Annotated in this window: 22 protein-coding genes, 1 tRNA gene and 1 other RNA gene; 11 read left to right on the plus strand and 13 right to left on the minus strand. The window is 66.6% G+C overall.

Annotated features, from left to right (window positions below; translation table 11 throughout):
* Positions 1 to 21: 21 nt before the first annotated feature.
* Complete coding sequence (gene rpoH / locus KUW62_RS12680; RefSeq protein ID WP_224815834.1) at positions 22 to 918, minus strand: RNA polymerase sigma factor RpoH; 897 nt, start codon at positions 916 to 918, stop codon at positions 22 to 24.
* 169 nt (positions 919 to 1,087) lie between these two features.
* Positions 1,088 to 2,107, minus strand: a complete 1,020-nt coding sequence (locus KUW62_RS12685; RefSeq protein ID WP_224815835.1) for an RluA family pseudouridine synthase — start codon at positions 2,105 to 2,107, stop codon at positions 1,088 to 1,090.
* Between KUW62_RS12685 and KUW62_RS12690 the strand changes: the two genes are divergently transcribed.
* On the plus strand, positions 2,106 to 2,423 hold the full coding sequence (locus KUW62_RS12690) for a DUF6476 family protein (RefSeq protein WP_224815836.1): 318 nt from the start codon (positions 2,106 to 2,108) through the stop codon (positions 2,421 to 2,423). The two genes, KUW62_RS12685 and KUW62_RS12690, sit on opposite strands and share 2 nt — an antisense overlap.
* 136 nt (positions 2,424 to 2,559) lie before the next feature.
* Here the strand turns inward: KUW62_RS12690 and KUW62_RS12695 are convergent.
* Positions 2,560 to 2,636 (minus strand) — tRNA-His (locus tag KUW62_RS12695).
* 53 nt (positions 2,637 to 2,689) lie between these two features.
* A complete protein-coding gene (locus KUW62_RS12700) occupies positions 2,690 to 3,178 on the minus strand; it encodes an N-acetyltransferase family protein (RefSeq protein ID WP_370632892.1) in 489 nt (162 codons plus the stop codon).
* A 72-nt stretch (positions 3,179 to 3,250) separates the two neighbouring features.
* Here KUW62_RS12700 and KUW62_RS12705 point away from each other — a divergent pair, with 72 nt between their 5' ends.
* The gene (locus KUW62_RS12705) at positions 3,251 to 3,445 is read left to right on the plus strand and encodes a DUF6324 family protein (RefSeq protein ID WP_224817116.1); all 195 of its coding nucleotides are present in this window, start codon (positions 3,251 to 3,253) and stop codon (positions 3,443 to 3,445) included.
* Positions 3,446 to 3,796 (plus strand): hypothetical protein, encoded by a 351-nt coding sequence (locus KUW62_RS12710; RefSeq protein ID WP_224815837.1) that lies wholly within the window; start codon positions 3,446 to 3,448, stop codon positions 3,794 to 3,796.
* A gap of 48 nt (positions 3,797 to 3,844) precedes the next feature.
* Here the strand turns inward: KUW62_RS12710 and KUW62_RS12715 are convergent, their stop codons facing one another.
* Positions 3,845 to 4,303 carry an MmcB family DNA repair protein gene (locus KUW62_RS12715; RefSeq protein ID WP_224815838.1) on the minus strand — a complete coding sequence of 153 codons (459 nt, stop codon included), beginning with the start codon at positions 4,301 to 4,303 and terminating at the stop codon, positions 3,845 to 3,847.
* A 287-nt stretch (positions 4,304 to 4,590) separates the two neighbouring features.
* Between KUW62_RS12715 and KUW62_RS12720 the strand changes: the two genes are divergently transcribed.
* The 3 genes from KUW62_RS12720 to ssrS all read left to right on the plus strand — a co-directional run bounded on the left by KUW62_RS12720 (position 4,591) and on the right by ssrS (position 5,537).
* Positions 4,591 to 4,911, plus strand: coding sequence for a helix-turn-helix transcriptional regulator (locus KUW62_RS12720; protein WP_224815839.1), 321 nt, complete (start codon positions 4,591 to 4,593; stop codon positions 4,909 to 4,911).
* On the plus strand, positions 4,908 to 5,321 hold the full coding sequence (locus KUW62_RS12725; protein ID WP_224815840.1) for an SRPBCC domain-containing protein: 414 nt from the start codon (positions 4,908 to 4,910) through the stop codon (positions 5,319 to 5,321). Before KUW62_RS12720 ends, KUW62_RS12725 begins: the two co-directional genes overlap by 4 nt.
* A 59-nt stretch (positions 5,322 to 5,380) precedes the next feature.
* Positions 5,381 to 5,537, plus strand: a non-coding RNA gene (gene ssrS, locus KUW62_RS12730) — 6S RNA.
* On the opposite strand, the gene KUW62_RS12735 is transcribed toward ssrS, so the two are convergent.
* Positions 5,537 to 5,845, minus strand: a complete 309-nt coding sequence (locus KUW62_RS12735) for a hypothetical protein (RefSeq protein ID WP_224815841.1) — start codon at positions 5,843 to 5,845, stop codon at positions 5,537 to 5,539. The two genes, ssrS and KUW62_RS12735, sit on opposite strands and share 1 nt — an antisense overlap.
* A 170-nt stretch (positions 5,846 to 6,015) precedes the next feature.
* Here KUW62_RS12735 and KUW62_RS12740 point away from each other — a divergent pair, with 170 nt between their 5' ends.
* Complete coding sequence (locus KUW62_RS12740) at positions 6,016 to 7,359, plus strand: hypothetical protein (RefSeq protein ID WP_224815842.1); 1,344 nt, start codon at positions 6,016 to 6,018, stop codon at positions 7,357 to 7,359.
* Positions 7,352 to 8,164 carry a hypothetical protein gene (locus KUW62_RS12745; RefSeq protein ID WP_224815843.1) on the plus strand — a complete coding sequence of 271 codons (813 nt, stop codon included), beginning with the start codon at positions 7,352 to 7,354 and terminating at the stop codon, positions 8,162 to 8,164. The genes KUW62_RS12740 and KUW62_RS12745 overlap by 8 nt, the downstream gene beginning before the upstream one ends.
* A gap of 131 nt (positions 8,165 to 8,295) precedes the next feature.
* Here KUW62_RS12745 and nusB read toward each other — a convergent pair whose 3' ends face one another.
* From nusB to KUW62_RS12775, 6 genes are all read right to left on the minus strand, one after another.
* Positions 8,296 to 8,787, minus strand: coding sequence for a transcription antitermination factor NusB (gene nusB, locus KUW62_RS12750; RefSeq protein ID WP_224815844.1), 492 nt, complete (start codon positions 8,785 to 8,787; stop codon positions 8,296 to 8,298).
* On the minus strand, positions 8,784 to 9,335 hold the full coding sequence (locus KUW62_RS12755; protein ID WP_224815845.1) for a 6,7-dimethyl-8-ribityllumazine synthase: 552 nt from the start codon (positions 9,333 to 9,335) through the stop codon (positions 8,784 to 8,786). Before KUW62_RS12755 ends, nusB begins: the two co-directional genes overlap by 4 nt.
* Entirely contained in the window at positions 9,335 to 10,465 is a 1,131-nt protein-coding gene (gene ribB, locus KUW62_RS12760) for a 3,4-dihydroxy-2-butanone-4-phosphate synthase (protein ID WP_224815846.1), read from the minus strand. The genes KUW62_RS12755 and ribB overlap by 1 nt, the downstream gene beginning before the upstream one ends.
* Before the next feature lie 75 nt (positions 10,466 to 10,540).
* On the minus strand, positions 10,541 to 11,110 hold the full coding sequence (locus tag KUW62_RS12765; RefSeq protein ID WP_224815847.1) for a hypothetical protein: 570 nt from the start codon (positions 11,108 to 11,110) through the stop codon (positions 10,541 to 10,543).
* Complete coding sequence (locus KUW62_RS12770) at positions 11,107 to 11,334, minus strand: hypothetical protein (protein ID WP_224815848.1); 228 nt, start codon at positions 11,332 to 11,334, stop codon at positions 11,107 to 11,109. The genes KUW62_RS12765 and KUW62_RS12770 overlap by 4 nt, the downstream gene beginning before the upstream one ends.
* 13 nt (positions 11,335 to 11,347) lie before the next feature.
* Positions 11,348 to 11,938, minus strand: a complete 591-nt coding sequence (locus KUW62_RS12775) for a riboflavin synthase (protein ID WP_224815849.1) — start codon at positions 11,936 to 11,938, stop codon at positions 11,348 to 11,350.
* Between the two features lie 171 nt (positions 11,939 to 12,109).
* Here KUW62_RS12775 and KUW62_RS12780 point away from each other — a divergent pair, with 171 nt between their 5' ends.
* From KUW62_RS12780 to KUW62_RS12790, 3 genes are all read left to right on the plus strand, one after another.
* Positions 12,110 to 13,399 (plus strand): capsule biosynthesis protein, encoded by a 1,290-nt coding sequence (locus tag KUW62_RS12780; RefSeq protein ID WP_224815850.1) that lies wholly within the window; start codon positions 12,110 to 12,112, stop codon positions 13,397 to 13,399.
* Between the two features lie 116 nt (positions 13,400 to 13,515).
* The gene (locus KUW62_RS12785) at positions 13,516 to 14,673 is read left to right on the plus strand and encodes a polysaccharide biosynthesis/export family protein (RefSeq protein ID WP_224815851.1); all 1,158 of its coding nucleotides are present in this window, start codon (positions 13,516 to 13,518) and stop codon (positions 14,671 to 14,673) included.
* A 4-nt stretch (positions 14,674 to 14,677) separates the two neighbouring features.
* A complete protein-coding gene (locus tag KUW62_RS12790; RefSeq protein WP_224815852.1) occupies positions 14,678 to 16,717 on the plus strand; it encodes a capsular polysaccharide biosynthesis protein in 2,040 nt (679 codons plus the stop codon).
* Between the two features lie 69 nt (positions 16,718 to 16,786).
* Here the strand turns inward: KUW62_RS12790 and ribD are convergent, their stop codons facing one another.
* A complete protein-coding gene (gene ribD / locus KUW62_RS12795) occupies positions 16,787 to 17,881 on the minus strand; it encodes a bifunctional diaminohydroxyphosphoribosylaminopyrimidine deaminase/5-amino-6-(5-phosphoribosylamino)uracil reductase RibD (protein ID WP_224815853.1) in 1,095 nt (364 codons plus the stop codon).
* Position 17,882: the final 1 nt, after the last annotated feature.

Genomic DNA, 17,882 nt, shown 5'->3' on the forward strand with positions numbered 1-17,882 from the left:
TTGTCGTCGGTCGGGCGGGCGTCAGGCGGTGGCGAGCATGCCCTGCTGCCGCGCCATTTCGCGCATCCGTTTCTGCAACTTCTCGAACGCGCGCACCTCGATCTGGCGGATGCGTTCGCGGCTGACATTGTAGACGCTCGACAGATCCTCAAGCGTCACCGGGCTTTCCTGCAGACGGCGCTGGGTCAGGATGTCCCGCTCCCGTTCGTTCAGGACCTCCATCGCCTCTTCCATCAGGGACATGCGGGCCTGAAACTCATCGCGCTCCGCGTAATCCGTCGCCTGGTCGGCATCCTCGTCCTCCAGCCAATCCTGCCATTGGGCAGAGCCGTCATCCTCGGACCCGATCTGAGCGTTGAGAGAGGCATCGCCGCCCGACAGACGCCGGTTCATGGAGATCACCTCCGTCTCCGTCACGCCCAGATCGTTGGCGATCCGCTCGACGTTTTCGGGGCGCAGGTCACCCTCCTCCAACGCGCCGATGCGGGCCTTGGCCTTGCGCAGGTTGAAGAACAGCTTCTTCTGGGCAGAGGTTGTGCCAAGCTTCACCAGCGACCACGAACGCAGGACATATTCCTGGATCGCGGCGCGGATCCACCACATCGCGTAGGTCGCAAGGCGGAAGCCCTTCTCGGGGTCGAATTTCTTCACCGCCTGCATCAGGCCCACATTCGCCTCGGCAATCACTTCGGCCTGGGGCAGGCCGTAGCCGCGATACCCCATGGCGATTTTCGCCGCGAGACGCAGGTGTGACGTGACCATTTTGTGGGCGGCTTCGGTGTCGCCCTGTTCGACCCAGGCCTTACCCAGCATGTATTCCTCGCCCTGTTCGAGCATCGGGAACTTGCGGATTTCCTGGAGATAGCGGTTCAGGCCGCCTTCCGGGGTCGGTGCGGGAAGATTTGCGTAGTTGGCCATGATCGGTCCCCCTTTGATCGGGCGGGCGCTCCGGCCCGGTTGCAGGACATGTAAATACGATTAACTTCAAATCAAGTGGTTCGGTTCCGAAAACCGGAGCCTGTTATGCACTATGCGAATGCGAACCGCAAGGCGCTACAGCGCGCAGCACCGTGCAATTCTGCACAATTTACCGTGTATTCCGCGTGATCTCGGTCAGGAGCGCGCGCAGGTCCTCCGGCAATGGGGCCTCGAACCGAAGGACATCGCCAGAGACAGGGTGTTTGAAGCCCAGAACCGCCGCGTGGAGGGCCTGGCGCGGGAACGTGTTGAGCGCCGCCGCGCCGGGGGTCTTGTCGGAGACGCGCCGCCGTCCGCCATAGGTCTGATCGCCCACCAAAGCGTGGCCCACATGGGCCATATGAACCCGGATCTGATGGGTGCGCCCGGTCTCCAACCGGCACGACACCAGGGCGACGGTCCCGATCACCTCCTGCACCCGTACCCGCGTGACGGCGTGGCGACCGCCGGAAAACAGCACCGCCTGGCGTTGCCGGTCGGTCTTGTGGCGGGCCAGCTGCGTCGTGATCTTCAGGACCGGCCCCTCGAAGCTGACCCCCTTGGTGCCGCGCAGGCGCGGATCGGACGGCGTCGGCGCACCGTGGCAGATGGCGAGGTATTCCCGCTCCATCGAATGATCGGCGAATTGCGCGGCGAGCCCGTGATGGGCGCGGTCGGATTTGGCGACGACCAGGATGCCGGACGTGTCCTTGTCGATCCGATGCACGATCCCGGGCCGCTTTTCGCCCCCCACACCCGACAATTCCCCACCGAAATGGTGCAGCAGCGCGTTGACGAGCGTGCCGGTGGGGGAGCCGGGGGCCGGATGCACCACCATATCCGCCGGTTTGTTCACCACGATCAGGTCGGCATCCTCGAACAGGATATCGAGGGGAATATCCTCGGCCCGTGTCTCCACCTCGACCGCTTCCTCCACGCGGATCTCCACCGTGTCGCCCTCGGCCACTTTCGCCTTCGGATCGGTGACGGGGGCGCCGTTCACCCACACCGCGCCCGCCGGGATCAGCTTGGCAAGGCGAGACCGGCTGATCGCCTCGCCCTCTGGCACGGCGCGGGCGACTGCCTTATCAAGGCGCGACTCCGGGTCGGGGCCGATGGTAAGTGAAACGATACGTGTGGAGCCCGACATGGCCGATCCTGCCCAGGAAGAAGACCTCCCCCTACCCGCCTCGCTGCGGTTCCTCAAGAACCTCGTGACGGTGCTGACCGGTGTGATGATCCTCGGGATGGTGGCGGTGATCGTACTTCTGGTCGTGTTCCTCAACCAGGATCGCCGCCCGGTTCTGGTCCATCCGGACGTCTTCGACATTCCCGCCGGTGTCGAAACCGTGGGCTACAGCGTCGTCAACGGCTACACGATCGTGATCGGCGATGACGGCATCATCCGCGTCTTCGCCTCCGACACCCGCAACCTGGTCGACGAGATGGACCTCAACACGCGCTGACCCCCCCCTTCCATGTGCCCGAAATATCCCGGGGGGTCCGGGGGGCTGGCCCCCCGGTCGGTCGACGTGCACACGCACGGCGAAACGGTCGCGCGCGCACCGTCACCGCACATCGTCACATCATCGGGAGGGGGCTTGGTACCAGCGCCCCGGCTCGAACGGGGGACCTCCTGATCCACAATCAGGCGCTCTAACCAACTGAGCTACGCCGGCATATCCAATGCACTGGCGCGGAATAGCGCCGAGACCTTCCGATTGCAAGGCCCTCAACGCGACAAGTCGAGCGTCCATTCCTGCTCCACCAGATCCACCCCAAAAGAGTGGACGGGCCGCGACGCGACGCAGACAAACCCGGCCTTTCGGTAGAGCGCGCAGGCCGCCGCGTGGCTCTCGTGGGTCCAGAGCGTGAGCGCCGCGAACCCCTGCGCACGGGCGTGCTCGATGCACAGATCCAGCATCCGGCGCCCCAATCCCTTGCCGCGCGCGGCAGGCAGAAGCAGGAACAGGCGCAGCTTGGCCACACCCGGCAGAGCGCCCTTCACGCAGAAGATGGACCCAAGACGCCTGTCGCCGTCGCACGCGATCCAGGCGCGCTCCACGGGCCGCTCCCGATGGGCCATGAAATCCTCTAGGATGCCCGCCACAAGCGGCCCAAACGTGTCGTCAAACCCGTCATCCTCGGCGTAGCGCTCCGCGTGGGCGCGGATCAGCCATTCCACGTCCCCAACCTCGATATCGCGGAAGGTGATCTCCAACCACGCGCCCTCCCTTGCCTTGCCCCTCTGCCGTGCGATAGGCCGTTCGGGTCAATGTCACCGGAGGCGTCCATGGGGATCAACAGCGAAAACGACATCTCGGCGGATATGCAAATCGGTCCGACGACGCTTGGCATGGTCCGCATCTACATCGCGGGTGACGGGATCGACCTGCCGATGGATTTCGAGCCGGAAGAGGCCGAGGATATCGCCGAGGAGCTCCGCGCCGCCGCCGCCGCCGCGCGCAAGGCCGGCAAGAAACGCTAGATGAACGATCAGACGCCTAAGCCCGGTGGCGTGCCCCCGTTGGGCGTGCGGCTGATCCTGTGGGGCCTTGCCGGACTGGGATACCTCGTGATGGGTCTGGCTCTGAGCAGCGCCCTTGCGGCGTTGGTTTTCCTGTGGAGTGGCGAGATGCAGACACGGTGGGCCGCCGACCGGGACTGGCAGGCGGTCGCGGGATATGCGGCGGGATATGGCGCGGTGGCGATGATCCTCGGCCTGCCGAGCTTCCTGGTTCTGGCGATCCTCCCGTTTCTGCGGTGGAGGCGCGCCTACTGGATCGCGGTGCTGGCCGCAACGGCCTTCGTGCTCTTCGCCTACGTGATGGATGCGTGATGGCGCGGGGCCAAGGGCGCACCTGCCCAATGGCTCAAACCCGAGACCTCAAAACTCGAACACCGCCGCCGGATCGCGGAACCCGTGCAGGCGCATCGCCGCGTGGCGCGCGAATTTCTGCGTCACCGCCTTGCGCCGCGCCCCGGCCAGCTTCGTCTCCGGCCCCATGCGCAGGATTTCCGCGTCATAGGCATCCGCGATGATCAGGCCGGTCCCGTCGGGCAGCAGTTCCGTCGGGAAATCCGCATCCACCGCCCAAAAATAGCGGTCGCCCCATTCCAGATAGCCCTCCCATTTCGCATCGGAGGTGAAGTCCACGCGGGAGGATTTGCACTCCACCACCCACAATTCGCCTTTCGGCCCCATGGCCATCACGTCGAGCCGTTTGCCCCGTTCGGGCGTGAATTCTTCCAGCGTGACGAAATCATGGGCGCGCAGATGGCGGCACACGCCGCGCGCCAGCAACTGGCCGGGCATCAGGACGGGATCGGTGGCATCGTCACGCATCCCTAGAACATGAACAATAGGTGAACAAAGCGCAAGAGATTTCGCGCTTGACGTGATACCTTTCGGTTACATATAAGTCGAGATACCAAACGGTATCATTTAGAGGTACAGATGCGACATTCGCCGCCCCCGGCGCCACCCGCGTGCCCCCTGTCCGGCAACACGCCGTTCGGCAAGGCGCGATCGCGCGCCCCGCTGTCGATGGTGCGTGCCACCTCGGCGCGCACCGCACCAATGCACGAGCGTACCGGCGACGCCGCAAACCCACATTCCCGCCCGGTGACACCATGAGCGGCGCGCAGCCCGTTTTCCGCGCCCTGTCGGACCCGACCCGGCGCGACATCCTGATGATGTTACGCGGCAAGGACATGACCATCGCAGAGGTCGCGCAGCACTACGACATGACCCGCGCGGCGGTGAAAAAGCACCTCAATGTATTGAGCGATGGTGGCCTGATCCGGGTGGAGGCGCGGGGGCGGGAGCGCATCAACAGCCTCAACCCCGAGGCGATGGCACCCATCCGCGACTGGCTGGGGATCTTCGATCAATTCTGGGACGAGAAGCTCTCCGCCCTCAAAACCGCCGTCGAAAAGGACTCCGCACCATGAGCACCCATGCCATCGAGAAGACCCTGATCCTTGCGGCCCCGCCCGCGGAGGTCTGGGCGCACCTGACCGATCCCGACAAGCTGGCCGTGTGGTTTCACCGGCCCGAAAGTAGCCTTGCCACGCCCGGTCCCTTCTCCATGGCCGGATCGGACGGCGCGCCGCTTGTCTGGGGCGAGGTGCGGCACGCCGAGGCCCCCAACCGCCTGTCGATGAGCTTCACCGCGCGTCCCATGGGCGGTTTGATGACGGAGGTGACGTGGACGCTGACGGCGGTGGAGGCCGGCACGCGCCTGCATCTTCGTCACGACGGCATTCCGGACGGCGCGGAGGCCTTCGGTCTGCTTACCGCGTTCGATGCCGGATGGGACGATCACCTGGTCCGGATGCGCAAGGCGGTGGCAGACGAATAAGTGGCACCACGGGCGCGCGCCCTTGTCCCGGCTCTCGGGCGGGCCTATGTCGCTTCCCGACGGGTCTGCCCAATTCGTGCCTGTGGCAACATTCCGGTGGCCTTAAGCAAATCCGAGGGAGCTGGCTCTGGCCGGGCCGTGGTTCGGTTATCCGGCGCCCACCTGTATATACAGGTCCTCGGGAATAAACGCCTCTACGGTTGCGGCGGTCCCCGTCACCCTTCCTGCCGATCGGCGCGCACCCTGATGGGGACGGTTGAGGCCACGCGCTCTGGCGCGCGCGTTCCGCCGCCCTGATCGTCGTCCTTCGCCAGGGCCATGATGCGGATGCCGATCTGGACCGACCCGAAGGTGATCCAGCACAGGATCGTCAGCACGATCACGGCGAGCATCCCTTCGGAGGTGTGCGTCACGAGGTGCCAGAGATTGCCGACATTCAGCACCAGAAGCCCGGCGACGAAGGCGATGGCGACCAGCCCGCCCCAGGCGGCGTGGCGCAAGATGAACCGGATGTGATCGGGCATGGCACAAGTCCCTTTGATGGTGTCGATGGCGTTATTACTATTCTACCACGGTCCCCGCACCGCGCCCAGTCTCGCCATTGGCATCAGCACCTTTCCGCGTGTCACGCTTGGGGTCCCGGCCCTCAGGCTCTATATGCACTGCCAGACCCCAGACCGGAGCCGCCTGCCCCATGCCCGACACCAATCCCCCCGCCCGCGATCCTCAGGGCTTGGCCCATGCCCGCGAATTGCAAGGCCACCTGACATGGCTCGACAGTTTTTCGGGCGCGGCTCTGGCAGTGCTGGCCACCGCGTCGGGCATCTACACCTATCTCGGCGTCTCCTCGCTTCTCGATGATACCGGCGCGATGTCTTTTTTCGCGGCCTCGGCCTATTCCATCGCGGTGTCGGTGGGGATTTTCGTTTTCTGGTCTTACCTGATGCGGCTTCTGCCCGCGATGCGCACGGCGGGCGCGAAACTCAAGCTGATGGGCGCGATGGCGCTGGGGTCGCTTGCGATCATCGCGATGTCGTCCTGGCTGAACGCCGCCGCCTTGGCGGGATCGGCGGCGGTGGAACAGCACCTTGCCCAGACCGTGCAGGAATACCAGCAGGCGCTGGAACAGGCCCATGACACGGCGGTCAGCGCCCAGGCTCTTGAACGCGACGTGACCCGTGTGCGTCAAAGCTTCGAGGATTTGTCGGAGCAGGAAGCCGCGGGCGATCTCTCGGGCCTTGCGGGCCGCGGTGCCGTGTTCCGCGTCCTGCGCCAAAAGGCGGAGGAGCTGGCCGCGTTGGAGACCCAGATCCAAGCCCAGGCCCCACTGATCGAAGCCGCGTTTGACGAGGGCAACGCCATCCTCAGCCGGATGCGCGCCCTGATCGTGGAGCCCGGCGCGGTGGAAGCACGCTCCGTCGCGTTTTCCGAAGATGCCGTGCGCTTGGCCGGTCTGGTCAGCACGCTGCGCCAGCTCTCCGTCGCCCCACTGGTGGACCGCGCGGCGGAGGATCTGTCGGCCTCCGTCGTCTTGCCGGAACTGGATGCATCCGGCGTGGCGGGGCAGAACGCGCAGCAATCCACCATCTCTTCCGTGCTTCAGGTCCTGGCACTTCGCGCCGCGTCGCTGGAGGAAGCGGCCGAACAGGTCCTCGCCCGTCCCGCGGCCCCCGAAGTGCTCTATACGCCGATCTCCTCGGCCGATGCGGTGATCCTTTACGCGGGCAATTTCGTGCCGTCTTGGGCCGGGGCGATCGCCATCGACCTTCTGCCGGCCGTCCTGGTCCTGATCCTGATGGTCACGCAAAGCGCCATCCGCACCGGGCGGGGCGATATCCCGGCGGAAGATACGCTGACACTGGCCGAGTTACGCTCCGCGCTGCACGCGATGCGGGAGATGGAAGCGCTTGACCGGCCCGCCGCCGCGCCCGCCCCCGCCGCGCCAATCGCCCCGGAACCGCCCGCCAGTCCGGAGGCGGAGCCCGAGAATATCCGCGCGCTGCCGCCCCATCCCTCCGTCAGGTCCACCGATGGCTGAGGCGTCGCCGCCCCCCGACGCACCGCGCGGCTTCACGGTTCAACGGGCGATCTACGCGATCCTCGCCTTCCAGATCGCCATGGCGGTGGTGCTGGCAGGCTCCGACCTGATCGGCGCGATCCCACGGCTGTTCACCGGCACCTCCGCGCCGCAACTCGACGCGCCGGTCGCACCGGGGGACCAGGTGCGCCGTTTCCGCCCCGGCGACCTTCCGGGCCGGGACCGCAGCAACCCGGATCGCCAGACGCCGATCCCCGATCCCGGCGACATGCCTTCCCGCCTGCGCTTCACGGTCGAAGGCACAAGCGCGCTTGTGACCGGCACGATTGCACCCGGCGACGCCACCCGCTTCTCCGAATGGCTCGGCGCGGATGCGACGTTCGACACGATCCGCCTGCATTCCCCCGGCGGCTCCGTTCAGGATGCGCTGGCCATCGGGCAGGCGATCCGCGATGCCGATCTCGACACGATGATGGAGGGCGGCGACATCTGCCTTTCCGCCTGTCCCTACATCTTGGCCGGCGGCGTGGCGCGCACGATCGCAGACGACGCGATGGTCGGCGTCCACCAGCATTATTTCGGCGAAAACACCGTCCTGCCCGCCTTCCTCGCCGTCGAGGATGTTCAGCATGGGCAGGCGGATGTGATGGCGCATCTCGATGACATGGGCGTGGATGTCCGCATCATGCAACACGCGCTCAGCACCCCGCCCGAGGCGATCTACGTGCTGCTGCCCGAGGAACTCGTGGACTACGACCTTGCCTTCACGCCCGAGCGCGAGGACGAGGGGGAAGTGGAGGGGTGATCCCCCGGAATCCGGCCCGAACAGGCGAAACCGACAGGACCATCGCCCGAATGGACATGATCCGCCCCCCCGCGTGCCCGAGCCTCATTTCAGGAGATTTGCCCCGCGTCCGCGCCTGCGGGCGCAAGCCCTCAGGCCTCGAACGCCTCGGGCCGGGCCTCGCGCGCCATGTGATCCAGAACCGCGTTCACGAATTTCGGCTCCTTCCCATCGGGAAAGAACGCACGCGCCACGTCGACGAATTCCACGATCACGACCTTGGGCGGCGTTTTGCCCGCCGTCAGCTCCGCCCCCGCGGCCCGGAACAGGGCGCGCAGCGTTGGGTCGATCCGGTCGATGGGCCACTTCGCCACCAGCGCGCGGTCCGTCATCTGGTCGATCACACCCTGCCGCTCCACCGCCCCTTCCAGAAGCGCGCGGAAGACATTCACGTCGCCCTCGGCCATTTCGTCGCCGTCATAGATCGCGCCGAAGCGATGGGTCTCGAACTCCGCGCGCACGGCATCGAGCGTCTGGCTGGAATGCTCCATCTGGAACAGGGCCTGCACCGCGTAAAGCCGAGCCGCGGATTTCATCTGACGCTTTTCCTCGCGCGACGGGCCCTTGGGCTTGGTCTCACTCATGCCTGGTCCGATCCGTCTTGACCGGAACCGTCTGCGATCTCGATCGTGCCCTTTGGCCGGAAGCCGAGATTGCCCTTGGGTCGCCCGTATTTCCGGGTCAGCGCGATCAGGTGCAGCGCCGCCTCCGCCGCGCCGCCTGCGGTGTTGAGCCGCGCGCCATCGGCCCGCTCCTCGGCCTGGTCGCGGTTTTCCACGGTGATGATCCCGTTGCCGATGCACAGCCCCTGCAAACCCAGCATCGTCAGCGCGCGGGAGCTTTCATTGACCACCACGTCGTAATGGCTCGTCGCGCCCCGGATCACGCAGCCGAGTGCCACGTAGCCGTCGAAATTGCTCAGGCGATGGGCGATCACTATTGCGGTCGGCACCTCCAGCGATCCCGGCACCTCGATGGTTTCGTGGCTGACCCCGGCGCGGTCCAGAACGTCGCGCGCGGCGGCCAGCTGCGCCTCGGAAATCGAGGTGTAGTAGGGCGCGATCACGATCGCCACTTTCACCGGCCGGTCAAACTCCGGCAGCCCCAAATCGTTGTCGGAATGTCCGGCCATTATCCAAGCTCCGAAATTTTGCGGGTGCCCACGATGGACAATCCGTAGGCATCCAGCCCCACGACCTTGGGCCGCGGCGAATTGGTCAAAAGCACCATGTCACTGATCCCAAGCGAGGACAGGATCTGCGCGCCCAGCCCGTATTGGCGCAGGGTCTGGGGGCTGACCTCATCCTCTACGACCAGCTTCATCGTCAGGTCGCGCAGCAACACCAGCACCCCGCGCCCCTCCTCCGCGATCAGCTTCATCGCGTCGCCGAATTCATCCGCCCGCCCGCGCGGGCCTGTTCCCACTACGTCGAGGAGCGGGTCCATCGCATGCATCCGCACCAGCACCGGCGCCTCGCCCGAGATGTCGCCCTTGATCAGCACGATATGCTCCGCGCCCTGCGTCTCATCAGTGTAGATCCGCATGGTCCACTGGCCGCCAAACTCGCTTTCGATGACCTCTTCCTGTTTCACCTTCACCAAATTGTCGTGGCGGCGGCGATAGGCGATCAGGTCGCTGATCGTGCCGATCTTGAGGTTGTGGCGCTGGGAAAACGCGATCAGGTCCGGCAGGCGCGCCATGGACCCGTCCTCGTTCATGATCTCGCAGATCACGCCCGCCGGCGTCAGGCCCGCAAGGCGGCTGATATCCACCGCGGCCTCCGTATGGCCGGCACGCACCAGAACGCCGCCATCGCGCGCGCGCAGGGGAAAGACGTGGCCCGGCGTCGCGATGTCCTGCGCGCCCTTGGACGCATCAATCGCCACCTGCACCGTCCGGGCGCGGTCGGCGGCGGAGATGCCCGTCGTCACCCCTTCGCGCGCTTCGATGGAGATGGTGAAGGCGGTTTCGTGGCGCGAAGAATTGTTGGTCGACATCAGCTGCAATCCCAGCTGATCCGCGCGGTCGGAGGTCATGGACAAGCAGATCAAGCCACGCCCGTGTGTCGCCATGAAGTTGATGACATCCGGCGTCGCCCATTGCGCGGGTATCACCAGGTCGCCCTCATTCTCCCGGTCCTCGTGATCGACGAGGATGAACATCTTGCCGTTGCGCGCATCCTCCAGGATCTCCTCCACGGACGAGATCGCGTCGGACCACCCCTTCTCGACGGGGCCGGGCTCCTCAAACGGTTGATTCATGGCGGGCATCCCTTTCGCGCGGCGCACAGGGGGGCAGATAATCCAACCTCGCGCGATTGGCCAGAGATGGTGGCGTCAAGACGCAGGCGCGCCCGGGAACATCACGTCACGCGCCACCGTGCCACCGAAGCCCGCATTGGCGGACCAGTCGCGTTCCAGCGTGGTGGCGGCCACAACGATCAACCCGTCGAACGGCACGTCGCCTCGCCGGGCTAGGTCGCGCAAACCTTCGCGCGCCTCCCGCCACGGGGTGAAGAGGCCCGGCGCGCGCCCCGTGGCCTCGAATCCGCCGCCCGCAAGTACCCGCTCCGGGTCCAGCGGTGGATGCAGGGCCGCGAGGCGTCGGGCCGCGCTGTCCAGATCGTCGAGCCGCGTCCGAGCGTCCACCGGCAACACGCCGTCGCGGCGCATCCCCAACGCATTGTCGGAAAACAGGAACCCCACGATGTCACGCCCGCTGACGGCGCGGATCGTGGCGTAGGTCTTGTAGGGCAGGCCCAGGCGTTGCGCCCGCTTCACGCGAAGGCGCACGACCTCCAGCGGCAGGGCCGGCATCAGGGCCGTGCGCGCCTTGGTCCACGCGACTTTGCGAAACCCCGCGCCCCGCTCCATCGACGGCCCGCCATTATGTCCGATCCCGCTCATGCCTCATCCTCCATCCAGCCGACACTCCCGTGCGCGTCGGCCCGTGCCGCGTCCGCGCTCGCGAACCCGTCCGCCCCGTGTCCCAAGACCCGCCAGCCATGGCGGTCTTCCGGGTCGCGTCGACATTCTGCCCAAGAAAACACTCCATCCGCCCCGCGCCGCAGATCGACGCAGCGTTGACCGGACCAATCCTCGATCGACTGCACCACAATTGCCTTTTTCATCGCACCCCGGTCCCTAACCCTTCCAATCGACAAGCCGGGCGACGTAACGCGCCAGCGTGTCGATCTCCAGGTTCACCGGATCGCCGATCTTGGCCCCGCCCCAGGTCGTCACCGATTTCGTGTGGGGGATGATGTTTACCCCGAAGTCCACCCCATCGACCTCATTCACGGTCAACGACGTCCCGTTCAGCGCGACGGAGCCCTTGGGCGCTATGAAACGGGCCAGATCCTTGGGCGCGCGGAACTTGAAGCGCGTCGAGTCCCCGTCGTCCTGCATCCCCACGATCTCCGCCACGCCGTCCACATGGCCCGACACGATATGCCCGCCCAGCTCATCCCCCACTTTCAGCGCGCGCTCCAGGTTCAGGCGACCGCCCTCCGCCCAGCCGCCTACGTTGGTTTTCGATACCGTTTCCGCCGAAATATCGACATCGAACCAATCCGCGCCCATCGCCACCACCGTCAGGCACACGCCGTCACACGCGATGGAGGCGCCCATATCCACATTTTTCATGTCATAGGACGTGCCGATCCGCGCCCGCAGATCGCCGCGATGTTCCAGCGCGCGCACCGCGCCCAGATCGGTGATGATGCCTGTGAACATGGCCGTTCCCCTTGCCGTTTCCTTCCTCTACCGCGCCGGGGCGGGCAGCGTCCAGCGGCCCAGATGCCACGCCATCGCCACAATCCCGCCCTGCCCCGGCCCAAGGGTTTTGCTCCTGTTCACGAAATGCGGCTATTACGCCCTGCAACGTTGTTCCGAGTACCCCGCCCCATGGCGCCAAGCCACGCCCACCGATCGTTCCTGTTCCTGCAAGGCCCCCACGGGCCCTTCTTCCGCCGCCTGGCGGAGATGATGGAACGTGCGGGTGCCGCGATCTGGCGGGTCGGGTTCAACCGCGGCGATCAGGCCTTCTGGCCCGACCGGGCGACCTACATCCCGTTCAACGACGCGGCCGATGCCTGGCCGGACCGCATTGCGGTGCTGCTTGACGAGAAGTCGATCACCGACCTGGTGCTCTACGGCGACACGCGCCCGATCCATGCCGAGGCGATCGAGGCGGCGCGCGCCCGCGGCATCACGGTCCATGTGTTCGAGGAGGGCTACCTGCGCCCCTATTGGGTCACGTATGAACGGGGCGGGGCCAATGGCCATTCCCGCTTGATGGAGACCTCCGTGGCGCAGATGCGCCGTGCGCTCAAGGATCTCGACCTCGACCTGCCCGACGCGCCCGCCAAATGGGGCGACATGCGCCAGCACGTCTTCTATGGCGCGGTCTATCACGGCTTCGTCCTGCTGGCCAACAAGGCCTATGCCACCTTCCGCCCGCACCGTGCGCTGAGCGTGCGGCAGGAATTCCGCCTCTACCTGCGTCGCCTCGCCCTGATGCCGTTTTTGTGGATGGACCGGGTGCAGGCCACCTACCGGATCAAGACCGGCGGCTTCCCCTATCACCTTGCACTGCTGCAACTGGCCCACGACGCCAGCTTCCGCGACCACGGCCCGTTCGAGGATATGGCCGAATTTCTGGAGGTTCTGATTGCGGGCTTCGCCGATGGCGCACCGGCGCACCACCACCTTGTCTTCAAGGCGCATCCGCTGGAGGACGGCCGCACACCGATCCGGGCCGATATTCGCCGGATCGCCACGCGCCACGGCGTCAGCGACCGCATTCACTACGTGCGTGGCGGCAAGCTTGCGCGGCTCCTGAATGATGCACGGTCCGCCGTGACCGTGAACTCCACCGCCGCGCAGCAGGCGCTGTGGCGCGGACTTCCGCTCAAGGCCTTCGGGCAGGCCGTCTACCTCAAGCCGGAATTCGTCTCGGACCAGTCCTTGCCCGCATTTTTCCAGGAACCGACCCGTCCAGACAGCCGCGCCTACCGCGATTATCGCCATTATCTGTTGGAGACGTCGCAGATTTCCGGCAGCTACTATTCGGCCCGCGGGCGCAGGCAGCTTTTGCGCCAGGTCGTGGACATGATGCTCAGCTCCGAGGACCCCTATGATGCCCTTGACGCTGGCAGACCGGCACCAAGGCAACACCTTTCACTGGTTAAATAAACCCGGGGGCTTCCCCGATCGGGCGGATTTCGCTAATCTGCCCCAAAGCGAGGCAAAAACGCACTCGCCCACGAAAAAAGAGACCGAGGCAGTTTCAGGCTAAAGGAGCCATCCCCGTGACATCGACGGTTCCCCGTTTCGCGCGCATGGCCGCGCTCATCACCTGTGTGGTGGCTGTTGGCGCGTGTGACGTCCTCACCCGCGTCCTGCCCTCCGCCGGGCCGACCCGCAACCAGATCCTCGAAGGATCGGTCCAACGACAGGGCGATGCCTTCGTGGTGGAGGTCAACCAGCGCGTGACCGCCGCAACATCGCTGGTCCCCGCGCTCGGCTTCCCGCAGGAATTGCTCAATGCGGGCGTCTCCAACACCGACGTGATCCGCCCCGGCGACACGCTGACCCTGACCGTGTTCGAGAATGTCAGCGACGGCCTTCTGGCCAACGAGGGGGCCAATGCCTCCAGCCTCTCGACGCTTCAGGTGGACAGTTCCGGCTTCATCTTCATCCCCTATGCGGGCCGTATCCGCGCGGCGGGCAACACGCCCGAGCAATTGCGCGAAGTCATCACCCGCAGCCTCGATGAGCAGACCCCCGATCCCCAAGTGATCGTGGTGCGCGAGGCCGGAAATGGCGCCACCGTCGTTGTGGCCGGGGATGTGGCCAGCCAAGGCATCTTCCCCATCGAACAACCCACGCGCACGTTGTCGGGCATGTTGGCCGCCGCCGGTGGCACATCCGTGAATGACGAGATTGCGCGCGTCACCGTTGTGCGGGGCGGGCATTCCGGCACCGTCTGGTACCAGGACATCTTCCGCGATCCCTCCATCGACATCGCCCTGCGCCCCGATGACCGCATCCTGGTCGAAGAAGACAGCCGCCGCTTTACCGCCCTCGGGGCCACGGGCGCACAGACCGTCGTGCCCTTCGACACGCAAGTGATCTCCGCCATCGACGCGATCGCCTCCGTCGGTGGCCTCAGCCCGACGCAGGCCGACCCGACCGGCGTCTTCATCCTGCGCAACGAGCCGGAGGAGCTGGCCGAGCTGGTGCTGGCGCGCAATGACCTCACCGGCACCCAGCGCATGATCTACGTGTTGGACCTGACCGCGCCCACCGGCATGTTCGAGGCGCGCGATTTCGTGATCCGCGATGGCGACACCGTTTACGTCACCTCCGCCCCCATCACGCAGTTCAACACCGCCATCTCGGCGCTGACCGGCACGCTCACCTCCGTGACCGGTGTGGGCGACGCGCTGCAAGGCACGTCGAACTGACCCGATGGGCGATCCCGGGCGACAGCCCTCGCGCCGGGCCTATCACTACAACGCGGGTTTTCTGACGAATGCCCGCGTCCGGCGCATCCTGACCCTTGCGGGCTATGACCTGAAACTCGGAAAACCCGATGCCGACGACGACGTGGTCGTTTGGGGTCATTCTCCCTACGCCCCGCGCGGGGAAGCGGTGGCCAAGGCCACGGGCGCGCATCTGGTCCGCGTGGAAGACGCCTTCCTGCGCTCGCTCCATCCCGGTCGGTCGGGGGAGCCGCCGCTCGGCCTCGTCATCGACCGGACCGGCATCTATTTCGACGCCAGCGGGCCGTCCGATCTTGAGACGCTGCTCGCAACGCATCCCTTTGACGACACGGCCCTTTTGAACCGCTCCCGCGACGTGATCGCCCGGATGGCCGAAGCAAAGCTGTCGAAATACTCCGCCACCGATCCGTCCCTGACGGCCCCCGATCCGGGCTATGTCCTGCTGATCGACCAGACCCGCGGCGATGCGTCCATCGAACTGGGCCAGGCCACGCCCGACAGCTTCGCGGAGGCGCTGACCTGGGCGCGGGAAGATCACCCCGACGCGCAGATCATCATCAAGACCCATCCCGAAACCCGCGACGGCCATCGCGCCGGGCATTTCGACTCTGCCGCCTTGCCGCCCAATGTCACGCTTGATGATCGGCCGATCCCGCTGTGGCAGATGTTCGATAATGCGCGCGCCGTCTACACCGTCACCTCCCAGGCGGGGTTCGAGGCGATCCTGGCCGGCCACAAGCCCGTCACGTTTGGTGTGCCGTTCTATGCCGGTTGGGGCCTGACCGACGACCGCCGCCCGACGCCCGCGCGCCGTCAACGGGTCCTGACCCGCGCGCAACTCGCCGCCGGGGCGCTGCTGCTCCACCCCACTTGGTATGATCCCTATACCGATGCGCTGGGGGAGGCGGAGGATGTGATCGGCGCGCTGGAGGCGCAAGCGCGCACGTGGCGGGAGGATCGCGGCGGCTATGTCGCCGTCGGCATGCGCAGCTGGAAACGCGGCCACCTCAAGGCGTTTTTCGGCAGCCAGGGCAAGATCAGCTTCACCGATCAGCCAGAACAGGCCGCCGCCGACGGACGTGGCGTCATGGTCTGGGCCGGGCGCGAGACGCAGGAGCTGCGCGCGGCCTGCGACGCCGCCGGTGTCAGCCTGTCGCTAGTGGAGGATGGCTTTCTGCGCTCCCGTGGATTGGGGGCGGAGCTTGTGCCGCCCCTGTCGCTTGTCCTGGATCACGGCGGCATCTACTACGATCCCTCCCGCCCCAATCGGCTGGAGGCGCTCATCGCCGCCGCCTCTGACCTGCCCCCCGCACGGCTGGACCGGGCCGAGCGCCTGATCCAGAGCCTGCGCCGCGCCGGGCTGACGAAATACAACCTCTCGGGCGGCACCATGCCCGATCTGCCGGAGGGTAAACCGGTCATCCTCGTCCCCGGTCAGGTGGAGGACGACGCCTCCATCCGGCTTGGCGCGGGCGATGTAAACACCAATGAGGAGCTTTTGCGCACCGCGCGGCGGCTCAACCCGCAGGCCTTCGTCATCTACAAACCTCACCCCGATGTGGAGGCTGGATTGCGCGTCGGCACGCTTCCCGACACTGCCCGTGACCTGGCCGATCACATCGCGGCTGAGACGGGGGCGGAGGCGCTTATGTCGATCGCCGACCGGGTCGTTACCATGACCTCCGCCATGGGGTTCGAGGCGTTGATCCGGGGCATTCCCGTCACCACGCTCGGCGCGCCGTTCTATGCCGGGTGGGGCCTGACGAGCGACCTTGGTCCGGTGCCGGACCGTCGCACGGCGCGGCCTTCGCTCGCCGCCCTCGTCCACGCCGCGCTGATCGACTACCCGCGATACCTTGACCCCGTGACCGGCCTGCCCTGCCCGGTGGAAGTGGCCGTAACCCGCCTCGCCTCGGGCGAGGGGGTTCCACGCAAACCGAGCCTGCGCGCCTTGGCGAAACTGCAAGGTTGGTTCAGCAGTCAAAGCTGGCTTTGGCGACGGTGAGTTACACATTCTCAATGCGAAGATGCGAAACCCACAGACTTATCCACAGATTTTCCGCTCATTCATAACCTATGCCGGATTACGCCGCCAATGGGCAAGGGCATCCGCTCCGACCCGTTCCACCCCGCGCAAGGTGAAACGCGGGGCCTCCGCCAAGGCCGCGATCCCCAGCGCTCCGATGGCCGGCACCCCTTCCGCCCCCAGCATCGCACCGCCGGAAAACACGCTCAAGTCATCAACCAGATCGGCCCCCAGAAGCGACGCGGCCAGCGACCCGCCGCCTTCGCAGAACACCCGCGTCAGCCCGGCCGCACCCAGAGCCTGCATCGCCGCGCCGACCTCCACCTGACCGCCTGCACCGGTCGCCACCTCGAACAGGCGCGCGCCCGCCGCGTGCCACGCATCGCGCGCCGCCTTAGGCGCGTCGGGGCCGTGGATCATCCAGACCGGAACGTCCCGCGCCGACCGCCCCAGCTTGCTCTCCACCGACACACCCAGCCGCCGGGACATCACCACCCGCCCCGGCTGCGCCACCGCCCCCATGCCCCGCACGGTGAGGGAGGGATCGTCGGCCCGCGCCGTGCCCGCCCCCACCAGCACCGCGTCGTGAACCATCCTCATGCCGTGAACCCGCCGCCGCGCCTCCGGTCCCGTGATCCACTGGCTCTCGCCCGACGCCGTCGCGATCCGCCCGTCCAGGGACGTGGCGAGTTTCAGCGTCACCATCGGGCGACCCTCCTGGATGCGCGTGACGAACCCGCGATGGGCCTCCGCCGCCTGCGCCTCCAGCACCCCGCTCTCCACCGCAATCCCCGCCGCGCGCAACCGGTCAAGCCCGCCACCCGCCACCGGGTTCGGGTCCGCCATCGCCACGACCACCCGCGCCACGCCCGCGTCGATCAGGGCCTGCGCGCATGGCCCGGTCTGTCCTTGATGATTGCACGGCTCCAGCGTGACATAGGCGGTCGCGCCGCGCGCGGCGCCGCCGGCCTGTTGCAATGCCACGATTTCCGCGTGCGGCCTGCCGCCCGGTGCGGTCCAGCCGCGCCCGACCACGCGGCCCGCGCGCACCAGAACGCAGCCCACCGCCGGGTTCGGCCAGACCCGGCCAAGCCCGCGCGCGCCCAGACCCAGCGCCAGAGCCATCCAGCGCCGGTCCGACATC

The sequence above is a fragment of the Hasllibacter sp. MH4015 genome (assembly GCF_020177575.1).
In the GTDB taxonomy this organism is placed as follows: Bacteria; Pseudomonadota; Alphaproteobacteria; order Rhodobacterales; family Rhodobacteraceae; genus Gymnodinialimonas.

What these genes read in the sequence shown, in the direction of transcription:
- nusB (WP_224815844.1), bottom strand. Translation starts at nt 8,787, where the DNA reads ATGAGTGAGACCAAGCCCAAGGGCCCGTCGCGCGAGGAAAAGCGTCAG.
- ribD (WP_224815853.1), bottom strand. Translation starts at nt 17,881, where the DNA reads ATGTCGGACCGGCGCTGGATGGCTCTGGCGCTGGGTCTGGGCGCGCGC.
- rpoH (WP_224815834.1), bottom strand. Translation starts at nt 918, where the DNA reads ATGGCCAACTACGCAAATCTTCCCGCACCGACCCCGGAAGGCGGCCTG.
- KUW62_RS12755 (WP_224815845.1), bottom strand. Translation starts at nt 9,335, where the DNA reads ATGGCCGGACATTCCGACAACGATTTGGGGCTGCCGGAGTTTGACCGG.
- KUW62_RS12780 (WP_224815850.1), top strand. Translation starts at nt 12,110, where the DNA reads ATGGCGCCAAGCCACGCCCACCGATCGTTCCTGTTCCTGCAAGGCCCC.
- KUW62_RS12715 (WP_224815838.1), bottom strand. Translation starts at nt 4,303, where the DNA reads ATGCGTGACGATGCCACCGATCCCGTCCTGATGCCCGGCCAGTTGCTG.
- KUW62_RS12745 (WP_224815843.1), top strand. Translation starts at nt 7,352, where the DNA reads ATGGCTGAGGCGTCGCCGCCCCCCGACGCACCGCGCGGCTTCACGGTT.
- KUW62_RS12710 (WP_224815837.1), top strand. Translation starts at nt 3,446, where the DNA reads ATGAACGATCAGACGCCTAAGCCCGGTGGCGTGCCCCCGTTGGGCGTG.
- KUW62_RS12705 (WP_224817116.1), top strand. Translation starts at nt 3,251, where the DNA reads ATGGGGATCAACAGCGAAAACGACATCTCGGCGGATATGCAAATCGGT.
- KUW62_RS12720 (WP_224815839.1), top strand. Translation starts at nt 4,591, where the DNA reads ATGAGCGGCGCGCAGCCCGTTTTCCGCGCCCTGTCGGACCCGACCCGG.
- KUW62_RS12770 (WP_224815848.1), bottom strand. Translation starts at nt 11,334, where the DNA reads ATGAAAAAGGCAATTGTGGTGCAGTCGATCGAGGATTGGTCCGGTCAA.
- KUW62_RS12740 (WP_224815842.1), top strand. Translation starts at nt 6,016, where the DNA reads ATGCCCGACACCAATCCCCCCGCCCGCGATCCTCAGGGCTTGGCCCAT.
- KUW62_RS12735 (WP_224815841.1), bottom strand. Translation starts at nt 5,845, where the DNA reads ATGCCCGATCACATCCGGTTCATCTTGCGCCACGCCGCCTGGGGCGGG.
- KUW62_RS12765 (WP_224815847.1), bottom strand. Translation starts at nt 11,110, where the DNA reads ATGAGCGGGATCGGACATAATGGCGGGCCGTCGATGGAGCGGGGCGCG.
- KUW62_RS12790 (WP_224815852.1), top strand. Translation starts at nt 14,678, where the DNA reads ATGGGCGATCCCGGGCGACAGCCCTCGCGCCGGGCCTATCACTACAAC.
- KUW62_RS12690 (WP_224815836.1), top strand. Translation starts at nt 2,106, where the DNA reads ATGGCCGATCCTGCCCAGGAAGAAGACCTCCCCCTACCCGCCTCGCTG.
- KUW62_RS12685 (WP_224815835.1), bottom strand. Translation starts at nt 2,107, where the DNA reads ATGTCGGGCTCCACACGTATCGTTTCACTTACCATCGGCCCCGACCCG.
- KUW62_RS12725 (WP_224815840.1), top strand. Translation starts at nt 4,908, where the DNA reads ATGAGCACCCATGCCATCGAGAAGACCCTGATCCTTGCGGCCCCGCCC.
- ribB (WP_224815846.1), bottom strand. Translation starts at nt 10,465, where the DNA reads ATGAATCAACCGTTTGAGGAGCCCGGCCCCGTCGAGAAGGGGTGGTCC.
- KUW62_RS12775 (WP_224815849.1), bottom strand. Translation starts at nt 11,938, where the DNA reads ATGTTCACAGGCATCATCACCGATCTGGGCGCGGTGCGCGCGCTGGAA.